The sequence below is a fragment of the Streptomyces sp. NPDC056628 genome (genome assembly GCF_042792555.1).
GTDB lineage: Bacteria > Actinomycetota > Actinomycetes > Streptomycetales > Streptomycetaceae > Streptomyces.
Window position 1 is genome coordinate 1 of record NZ_JBHTWG010000072.1, and the last position, 9508, is coordinate 9508.

At 66.1% G+C, this 9508-nt stretch carries 5 protein-coding genes and 2 pseudogenes; 2 read left to right on the plus strand and 5 right to left on the minus strand.

What is annotated here, in order from left to right:
- From ACFRAC_RS36200 to ACFRAC_RS36210, 3 genes are all read right to left on the minus strand, one after another.
- The coding region (locus tag ACFRAC_RS36200; RefSeq protein WP_382939459.1) for a DUF3846 domain-containing protein at window positions 1-790 on the minus strand (790 nt) is incomplete at its 3' end.
- A gap of 157 nt (window positions 791-947) precedes the next feature.
- Window positions 948-1271, minus strand: a complete 324-nt coding sequence (locus ACFRAC_RS36205) for a hypothetical protein (protein ID WP_382939463.1) — start codon at window positions 1269-1271, stop codon at window positions 948-950.
- 76 nt (window positions 1272-1347) lie between these two features.
- Window positions 1348-2328, minus strand: a complete 981-nt coding sequence (locus ACFRAC_RS36210) for a DNA-methyltransferase (protein WP_382939468.1) — start codon at window positions 2326-2328, stop codon at window positions 1348-1350.
- A 1880-nt stretch (window positions 2329-4208) separates the two neighbouring features.
- Between ACFRAC_RS36210 and ACFRAC_RS36215 the strand changes: the two genes are divergently transcribed.
- The gene (locus ACFRAC_RS36215; RefSeq protein ID WP_382939473.1) at window positions 4209-6134 is read left to right on the plus strand and encodes a DUF262 domain-containing protein; all 1926 of its coding nucleotides are present in this window, start codon (window positions 4209-4211) and stop codon (window positions 6132-6134) included.
- A 24-nt stretch (window positions 6135-6158) separates the two neighbouring features.
- Here the strand turns inward: ACFRAC_RS36215 and ACFRAC_RS36220 are convergent, their stop codons facing one another.
- Window positions 6159-7415 (minus strand): hypothetical protein, encoded by a 1257-nt coding sequence (locus tag ACFRAC_RS36220; protein WP_382939475.1) that lies wholly within the window; start codon window positions 7413-7415, stop codon window positions 6159-6161.
- A 202-nt stretch (window positions 7416-7617) separates the two neighbouring features.
- A pseudogene (locus ACFRAC_RS36225) lies at window positions 7618-7833 on the minus strand (3'-5' exonuclease); the annotation flags it as partial.
- Window positions 7834-8046: 213 nt separating this feature from the next.
- Between ACFRAC_RS36225 and ACFRAC_RS36230 the strand changes: the two are divergent.
- Window positions 8047-9138: pseudogene (locus ACFRAC_RS36230) on the plus strand (Hsp70 family protein); the annotation flags it as partial.
- Window positions 9139-9508: the final 370 nt, after the last annotated feature.

The following is a 9508-nucleotide window of genomic DNA, read 5'->3' on the forward strand; positions in this document are numbered from 1 at the left end:
GTGAAGCGAACTCACCGCGTTCGATGCGCGGCAACGCCGTGATGCTCTCGAACGCGATGCCGTGGCGGATGGTCAACCACTCGTCACCGCCCTCGGCCTGCTGAATGAAGCACAGATCGAGGTGGAAGAACGCCGAGCCGATTCCCCACGACGCTTGCGTGATGCGCTCCTCCAGCTCCTCGATGGTGAAGCACTCCGTGAAGCTGTCGGTGGTGAACGGCGGGTCGGTCGCCGCCGCGATGGCCGGGGTCTCCGTACCTATGCGCACCCACTCCTCGATGAGCTTGGTGCGCTCGTCGTCGGGCTCGGCGACGATCTGTACGTCCTGGAGCTGGCTGAACACCCGCACCAGATGGACGCCGAAGCCGTACGCCTCGAACCACGAGTCGAACGGCCGCAGGTGTCCGTAGAACTTCTCGTCGCCGTCGTTCTGCACCAGGACGCGGTAGCGCTTGGTGTGGAACGCAAGGTCGATCAGCTCCTTGGGTGCTGTGGTGTCGTCGCCGCGATGGTCAGGCACGCCGAGGATGAAGGCATCCCCAGCGATCACGTCCTCGTTGCGAAGATCCGGGTTGTGCGCCCAGAGTAAGGCCGTAGCCCTCGGGTTGAACGGCAATCCGTCGAGCTTGCCTTCGTCGTTGAGGTACATGGTCGCGGCCGGCCGTTCCAGGTCGAGAACCTGGAGGTGGCCGCCGACGAGAGCTTGGAAGGCGTGTACGTCGCGCTTGTCGAGCTGTTCCAGTCGCGCCGGTTCTGCCGGGTCAGCTGGGATCACGATGGCGGTCAGCATGTCCGCTCGCTTCTGGACCCTGTGGGCTTTTGCCTGGTGGGCGGGTCCGGTTCCGCACCAGGCCGATTGCCCGCAGTGGGGAGCACGGTCTGATGTGGAGGGTGTGGAACGGAGGGCGGCACCATGGCCGCCGCTCCGCTCCGATTAGAGGTGGTCCCTACTTGCTAGACGCACCTCGACGCCGAGCCTGACCCTTGTCGTCGGCCTCGGCATTTTCGGCTGCCGGGGTGGCATCTCCGAACAGCCCCTCGAGGCCGCCGCGACGTGCGGCGGCCTCGCGCTCGATCGCTTCGAGCGCAGCCTGTGCCCGAGCAGCGAAGTCGGGCTCAGCCTTCTTGGTGTTGACGTACAGCTCAACCGCACGCAGGGCAGCATCACCGAGCGAGATGTTGTCGAGCTGCGCGACCAGAGTGAACTGGGCGTGCAGGGCGTCCGGCACCTTGATGCCGAGGGTCTTCACGCCGCCGTTCGTTCCCGCCATGGGAACCTCCTCAATGCTGTGCGACCGGCCATCCGACTTCGGATGACGACGACGGCCGCATGACACCGAGGAGGTGTCAGGTTCTGAGCTTTCGCCGCTGCGCCTCGATGCGCTGCCGTGCCATGTCGGCGTAGCTGGGGTTCAGCTCAATACCGAGCCAGTCGCGGCCATGCTTCTCGGCAACGAGCGCTGTGGTGCCGGTGCCCATAAATGGGTCGAGCACGACGCCGGGCACACCTTCGGCTTCGTGTGTGCAGCTTGGCTGCAACGTGCCCACGGCGAGCAATCGGCCGTGGCGACGCTTTAACTCGCGCTGCCACGGAGCGCCGCAGACAGAGCAGACGAGTTCCGGCGTCGTTGCAAGCAGGGGGCGCTCGACGAGGCTGGCTGGGTATGCGGCGAAGTGACCGCCACGGAATCCAGCTGTCGGTAGTGTCCAAACGTCGCCGGGGTTCTTGCCGAGTGGATGTCCCGCGATACCGGACGTCTTGAGTCGTCCCAGTCCGCGGTTGTCGTTGAGCTTCCAGCCGGGTCGGCTGGCCGCGCCGGCGCTTGGCGGTGGGTAGACGCGTGCCGTCTCGCGAGAGGCCTGGGCCTTCGTCGTGACGAGGGGGCGGCGGATGGCGTCAAGGTTGAAGTAGTACGAGCGTGAGCGGGTGAAGAAGTAGATCAGCTCGTGCGTGGTCGTCAGGCGGTCGCCGACCGAAGATGGCATGGGGTTGGACTTTGCCCAGATCACTTGGTTGCGGAGCACCCAGCCGTCGCGGATGAGGGCCAGCGCCACGCGGGATGGGCCGAGCAGCAGACTCTTAACGGGTGCGCCTTCGGTGGGGCGGCGGGCGTAGCTGTCGCCCAGGTTCAGCCAGAGCGATCCGGTGGGGCGCAGGATGCGAGCAAACTCGCGGGCCGTGTCGCGAAGACTCCTGACCCAACCGTCGACGTCGGGTTCTGCGCCGAGCTGCTGGTCGTGGCCGTAGTTGCGTACTCCGAAGTACGGCGGGCTCGTGATGATGGTGTCGACGGACGATGCGGGTAGCTCTGCAAGCCGGTCTCGCACATCGCCGATGAGGATGCGGTTACGGGGGAACCTCGGGCTGGTCGCTGGCTGCGGGCCGCTTCGAAGATCACCTCCTGTTTCTGTAGGTGGTTTCATGCTGTGGTCTCGTTTAGATGTTGGGTTGCTCCGGCACCGGTGAAGGTGCCGGAGCGTGGCCGGGCCGTGTGGCCCTGGCCGAGGTTCCTACGTCTGGCCTGCGCGTTCGCGGATGTACCGGACCAGCGCAGGGTTCAAGATGAGTCCCGTTTGGGACACACAGGGGACGTTCACGAGATCGTCCCGTAGCGTTCACGACTTACCGGTCGAGTCATGTTACTCGCCGGTATTTCGTCGTTTCTGGGCCTTCGGGCCTCGTGATCGGCTCGGTGAGGGGTTGATGCGGTGGCGGTCCGAGTGCTGCGCCTCTCATCTGCGGAAACAGGACATGCCTGTGCGACGGCTGGTAGGCGTGGCGCAGGCATGTGGGGTTTTCAGGGGGCGGAGCGCGGCGGAGGTGTGTCACTCACGAGGCGGAGGCTCGACCCGCTCGGTCGGCAGCGGTCGCGCCTGGGGCGGGTCGGAGGGCTCACCGGGTTGGCTTGCGGCGCTCTGCGTGCCAACTTTGTGGGGCTGGATGCCCTGGTGGTCGTCCGTGGGGGCACCTACGACGACCTCGACGACGGCACCGCCACCCTCGACGGCTACCACTCCCTGCTACACGGCGCCGCCCCCGAGTACGTCGCCTGCGCCGACTGGACCGACGAGATCACTCAGCTCGCCGAAGCCCTCAAGCAATGGCGCGCGGACATCACGCAGCCCACCGAGGACGGCACCGTACGCGACCCCAGCGGCACCATGGCCGACTGCGTCGCCGACGGCGACATGGCTGGCCGCGTCGCGGCCGACCTGGAGACGAAGCACGGCCCGGAGAGCTTGCTGCGGTGGCTCCGCAACCTGGTCACACGCGGTCGGACCACTGTGACTGACACCCACCCACTGACTCCTAACCGGCACGTTGCATCTCGGCGCTCGGTGCGGCGCAGCGGAAGCGCCGGTCTCGGTCGTCGACCGCCATCAAGGTGGTCAGGGCAGACAGGGACAGCCAGCGGTTGGCCAGGGGGTGCGCGGCGGGTTGGGGCGTGGGGTCGTCGTCCGGATGAGCGCCGGCCAAGACGACGCGGGCGTGAGCGAGTCGGTAGGTAGATCGTCCCGAAATGTTCACGAATTACCGGTCGAGTCATGTGACTCACCGGCATTTCGAACGGCGTGGGGCCGATGACGGGGTCGGCAACCTGGGCCGAGGACCGTCTTTCGCGTCGGCAGGGTGTCGATTGCCGGGCACCTGGTGAGGAGTCCGTGGCTACAGCCGGGGCTCAGGGGTTCATCAGGCGGCGAACAGCATGCAGCTTCCGCGGCGAGGGCGGCCTCGTGCTGGGGCCGGTCGAGCTTCTGCGGGGTGGCGGCCGAAGGATTCGGCAGGGCACGGTCGTTGACGCTGACGACGGCGGTGTAGCGGTACTCGAGCCCTAAAAAGGGTGCACGTACCCGCGTTGACTGCGTCGTCGGTGCCGGGTGACTCCCGCGTGGACCACCCGGCTTGCGGGGACCCCGGCCGCGATCGAGCGGTCCTTGGCTTTCTCGCAAGTCACTATGACCGCGCACAGGTACCGATCTCCTCGTACGCGGCACCGCCGTCCGCCAACTCACGCACCTGCTCGACCCGGTCGTCGAGTTCAGCCTCCTCCATCTCCGCCGCGCGGACGCGTGGCCCGAAACCGTGCAGGGCCGAGCGGGGTACGCGACGAACCTGGCAAGCCAAGGTGGTTACGCTCAGCCGCAGTTGGCCCTCCTCGGCAGTTGATAGCGTGTGTGTGGCGGAGCACACACAGGCTGGGGGCAGCATGGGGCTGGCAAACCAAAAGATCGCTTCTCAAATCGAGGACCTGCTGCAGGGCAAGGTCGTCATCCCCTCCATCCAGCGCGACTTCGTCTGGATGAGGCCCGACGTACGCGATCTCTTCGATTCCCTCTACCGGGGCTACCCCGTCGGTGCCCTGCTGTTGTGGAAGACCAATCTGACCGTCCCCTTCAAGACGGCTGCCGTCGTCCAGGCCGACAAGTCGGCGCACCAGCCTCTCTACCTCCTGGACGGGCAACAGCGGTTGACCTCCCTGGCCTGGGTGTACCGGCCGGAGTCAAAGGCGGACGGCCGGCTTATCGACCTGCGTTTCGATGTGCGCACCGAGGAGTTCGTCAACCCGAGCGCGATCCAAAGCAAGGACCCGCTCCTGTTCCGTGTTTCCACCTTGCTGCAGGAGAACGTGCAGTACCACGAGGTGCTCAAAGCGGCCGGGATCGATTACTCCGCCCCGCAGTTCGGCGCATGGATGCAGCGCTTGCAGAAGGTGCACGACATCCGCAAGCAGGAGATCGCCGTCATCACCTACGAGTCCGACGACTACGAGGAAGTCGCTGAACTTTTCGCCCGGTTGAACAAGGGCGGTCGAAGGCTGTCCAAGGGTGACCTCGTCTACAGCGCCATCGCGGCGCGGTGGTCCGACGGCCTGGACACTATGGACGCCTTCCACCAGGAGCTGCAGGACAGCAACTTCGCCCTGAACAGGGAAGCCGTCCTGCGTCTCACGAGCCTCCTCGCAGGGACCGGCGCCCATCACATCAAGCTCATCGGGGCGGACATGGACGAAGCCGCGCTGAAGGAGGCCTGGCACGCCACCGAGAGGGCGCTGCGCTTCGCCATCGACTTCCTGAAGGGCGAGTGCGCGATCCCCCGGTCCGAGGTCCTCTCGTCACCGAACGTCACCATCGTGCCCGCCCTGCTGCTGCACCACCGGGACGGCAAGCTGCGTCCGGGGGAGGCTCAGCTACTGCGTCGCTGGGTGTACACGGCGATGGCGTTTAGTCACTACTCGCTGCAGGTCGAGGGCAAACTCGACGCGGAGGCAAGGCTGATCAAATCGCGTGAGGGAGAGGGCCTGTTCGTCGAACTCATTCGCCGGGCCTCCGGCACCCGGTCCCGGGACAGCGCCCTCCACCCGAGGGATCTGGAGCAGAAGTACTCCACGCATCCCTTCTTCAAACTGCTCTACATCGCCGCGTTGCGGGGCACGGCGCGGGACTGGGCGACCAACATCGCCATCAGCGACCAGCCGATGAACAGCGGCGCCAAGATCGAATTCCATCACGTGTTCCCGCGCGCCCGAGTCCAGGGGACATACGCGAAGGAGGAGTGGAACAGCCTCGCCAACCTTGCCTTCGTCACCGGTCAGACGAACAAGATGATCTCCTCCGGGCTGCCCGTCGACTACATGGCGGGGATCGCGCCGGAGCGCTTGGCCGAACAGTGGATCCCCGGCGATCCGGAGCTGCGGTCCCTGGACCGCTTCCCCGACTTCCTGGCCGCACGCCGGAGTCTGCTGGCCAACGTCCTCAACGAGTTGCTCGGTCTTCCCCGCTACCACGCACAGGTCATCCCCCGGGACACCGACGAGCTGCCTGCCGACGAGCAGCTGATCGTGGAGGGCCCGACCGCACCCACGCTCGTCGGGGCGGAGGTCCAAGAACTTCGCACGAAGCGCGGTGTCGAGATCCACGCGGTCTACGAAGGCCAGCGCGTCGACGCCTACTACGATCCCCTATCGCGCGTCGTGAGGATCCCCTCCGATCCGGGACGAGGCGAGTACGAGACTCCCAGCGGGGCGGCGGTCGCCGTGGTCCACGCCCTGAACCCGCACGTCAATCCGAATCGGAACGGATGGAACTTCTGGACCGTCACTGCAACGGGACGGTTGTTGCAGAGCATTCGGTAGTGAACGGCCCCTCCATTCGCCTACCTACGTCAGGCCTCCGCGCTTGTGAGGTTTGACGTAGGTGTGCCCTTTCGGCAGCTGATGAGTCCCTGTAAGGCTGGCGCTGCGGTGAGCTTCGGCGTACGCGGCCTGGGCCGTAACGCTGGCCTGCTTGCCCAGGTGCCCGATCTTCATCAGGTGCCCCGCGACGCCGTGCTGTGAAGAGGCGCTCGGCAGGTGTACGACCCGCTGCTTCTTCGGCTCGGGCAGTACGAAGGGCGTGTAGCAGACGAGGCGGACCGTTCTCTCGCCCGGACGGGCCGGAAAGTGAAGAACGCCGTCGGCCGCACAGCTTCCTGTTTCCCAGGTGAGCCGGCTTCGGTTGATGAGCCCGTTCACCGAAGCGCGGATCGCGTCGCTCGAGTACTGGTGGGACATGTCACGGCTTCGAACGCCGCGGATCAGGTTCTCCACCGGCAGAAGCGCGCTGCCCGCCTCGTCGAGATAGCCGAGTTTGCGGATTGTCTCCTGCACCAGCACATCGAGCGAGACACCGATGCCCGCTGGGCTGTGGGCCAGGCTCATCGGGAGTTCACGGGCGATGATCCGGGGGTCGTACGCGTAAGAGAACCGCTTCTCCCCGATGAAGACGGGACGTTCCAGTGGGGTGAGAGACAGACGCAGCCGGCTGCGGTCCAGTTTGGCCGTGATCCGCGTGCCGGGCATGAGTTCCGCGCGCGGCCACCGGATCCCTCGGAGGTGCTCTTTGGTGACCTTCTTGCGGAGCGAATCCAGTAACACTGTCGGGAAGCCGCGGCCGTGGTCAAGGTGCACGACTTTGGCCGTCCGGATCCGACGTGCGGCCTGCGAGGGGAGCGGACACTGCCCGTGCTCCACGTGATGTCGGCGGATCACGAACGTCCACTGCAGTTCGGAGGCCGTCTCGACTACGTCATGGGGTTGACCCGGGTCCGCTTGCCGGATCAGTACCGTCTGGTCGAGCCTGGAGGTCGCTGCACCTTCTGCACCGTCAGGAGCCGAGGCAGTGCCGACGACCGGGGCATGAGGCTCATGCGTACTGGCCACGTTGGTGAGTCTAAGAAGGTGGCAGTCCGCGCAGTGGGCGAGTTTCCTGCCCGCACTCGTGGTCTTGATGGCGACCACCGTGTCCTTGGTTGCCCTGCCGCATTGATGGCACGAGAACGAAATCGGTGCGGAAAGCTTCTGCAAGGTCCAGCGGACATGAGTACGTGTGCTCTGCAAGATCTCTGCACCCTGGAAGTGCGTTTCCTGAGTACTCACGATCGGCCCCCTTGCCGCGCGAACTCCACCGTGCCCCGCCCTGCCACTCCGGTCGCGACGGTGCGCCACGTCAGCGCCGGCGGCGGAGGCGCCACGGGTGGCGATCGCCTTGTTCCGTGTCCGTGTCCTGTGCGGGACACGAATCTCTGACGAAGAGTCTGCCTGACCCATGCCGGCAGAACCAGACAGTGAGGAACTCGCTCTACACTCCTGCCTCCACCAAAAACGGACTGGGCTTGCCCGACCAGGAGACGTACAGGCTGTCGCGGGCCCTTGTGCAGGCGACGAACAGCAGGCAGCGCTCCGACAGCATGTCCGTCTCGTGCTGCTTGGAGTCCACCTCGGGCGGTGTGACCGCCTTCGGGAACGGCAGCGCGTCCTCGGTGACGCCGATGACCGCGACGCAGCGGAACTGAAGGACGGCGACATCGACGGCCTCGGGGTCGCAGCCCAGCTTGAAGAACACCACGTCTGGGTCGGCTCGGAGAAATTCCGCAGCACGGTCGCGGCCGCCTCCCTCTTCAGCCGCATGAAGGAAGGCGTCTCCGCCCAGCTGCTCGACCTGTCCGACGCGGTTGTCACCGTCCCCGCCAATGCCACGGGCGGCGCGCGCTAACGCACCCGTGCCGCGGCAGCGCGCGGCGGAGTGAGGGTCCGGGCCCTGCTCAACGAGCCCACCGCGGCTGCGATCTCGTACGCCCGCGACGTCCCGATCCCCGGCCGTTTCCTCGTCTTCGACTGGGGCGGCGGCACCATCGACGTCACCGTCCTCGAATACGACGATGGCCTCTTCGAAGAGCAGACCTCCCGCGGCATCACTGCCCTCGGAAGCCTGGAGTTCGACAACGCGCTGGCCAAGCTGATACAGCAGAAGATCGGCCTGACCGCGGACCAGCTCACCAAAGCAGAACGACGCCGGTGGCGCCGGTCGGTCGAGCTGACGAAGATCGCCCTGTCCTCCGTGCCGATGGATGGCGCGCTCTTATTCGATCTCCCGATCGGCCTCGCCCCCTCGGTCTCGAGGCGTGAGGTCAGGATCACCGCGGCCGAATAGACCGAGGCGGTCACCCCGCTCATCACCCGCCCCTTGGAGCCGGTCCAGCAGGCCCTGGTAGACCTGGCCATCTCCTCGGACGGCATTGACTCCGTCCTGATGATCGGCGGTACCTCGCAGATCCCCCAGGCGCGTCATGCCCTGGGCGAGCTCCTCGGCCACGATCGCATCGTCGACAGCGGCCTGTGTCGGCCCATGACCGCCGTCGCCCGAGGCGCAGCCATCTATGCGGCCTCCCTCGACGGCGAACTCGGCGACGACAAAGACTTCTCCTTGGTCACCAGCTACGACCTGGGCACGGCTGGGAGCGCGGGCGAAGGGAAGGGCTTCCGCGCCATCATCCGACGCAATGCCACGCTTCCGGCGGAGGGCTCGGCCAACTTCTACCCGGACACGCCGGGTGCTTCCTTGCCGGTGATCGAGGGCGAGGTCGGCTACTCCGCAGACAGCGACCGTGCCTTCCCCCTGTCCAACATCGAGGTGGATCTTCCGACCCGCGAACAGGACATCCGCCGGAACAGGATCGAGATCAAGTTCCGCTACGATGAGAGCGGCATTCTGCGCTTCACCGCCACCCGCGCCGCCACCAGCAAGCAGCTCGTCGAGCGCGAGATCGATTCCTTCGGCCCCGACGGCCCCCACTGCGGCACGGCCTCGCCGATGAACTGACCCGCCTCTTGGCCCATACCGTCCGCCCCGCAAACGGCTCCTCCAACGTCCGTCACCTCTCAGCAGCTGAATCAGCCAGCGTCCGCCCCGCACCGATCGACACGTCTGTGCGTGTGGTGGAGGCCGATCCGGCCGTAACGGTCAACGGCGAGCCGCAGGGCGTGGTGACGGGGGACCCTGACCAGCCTCTGGACTCTGGTGGGTAATCTCCGGGTGCGCCAGTAGCTCGCTCCACCCGTACCGCTTCAGAATGGCTTCACAGCCTATGAGCTGCGGCTTTGCCGGACGATCAGCTGGCTCGGTGGTACTCATTGATCAGTCCGACGACGGCTTGCCGGTGTTCGATCCGGGCGTAGGTGCATCCCATCAA

Bases quoted from the DNA above. Each gene is read 5' to 3' on its own strand.
- ACFRAC_RS36205 (WP_382939463.1), bottom strand. From the start codon at position 1,271: ATGGCGGGAACGAACGGCGGCGTGAAGACCCTCGGCATCAAGGTGCCG.
- ACFRAC_RS36215 (WP_382939473.1), top strand. From the start codon at position 4,209: ATGGGGCTGGCAAACCAAAAGATCGCTTCTCAAATCGAGGACCTGCTG.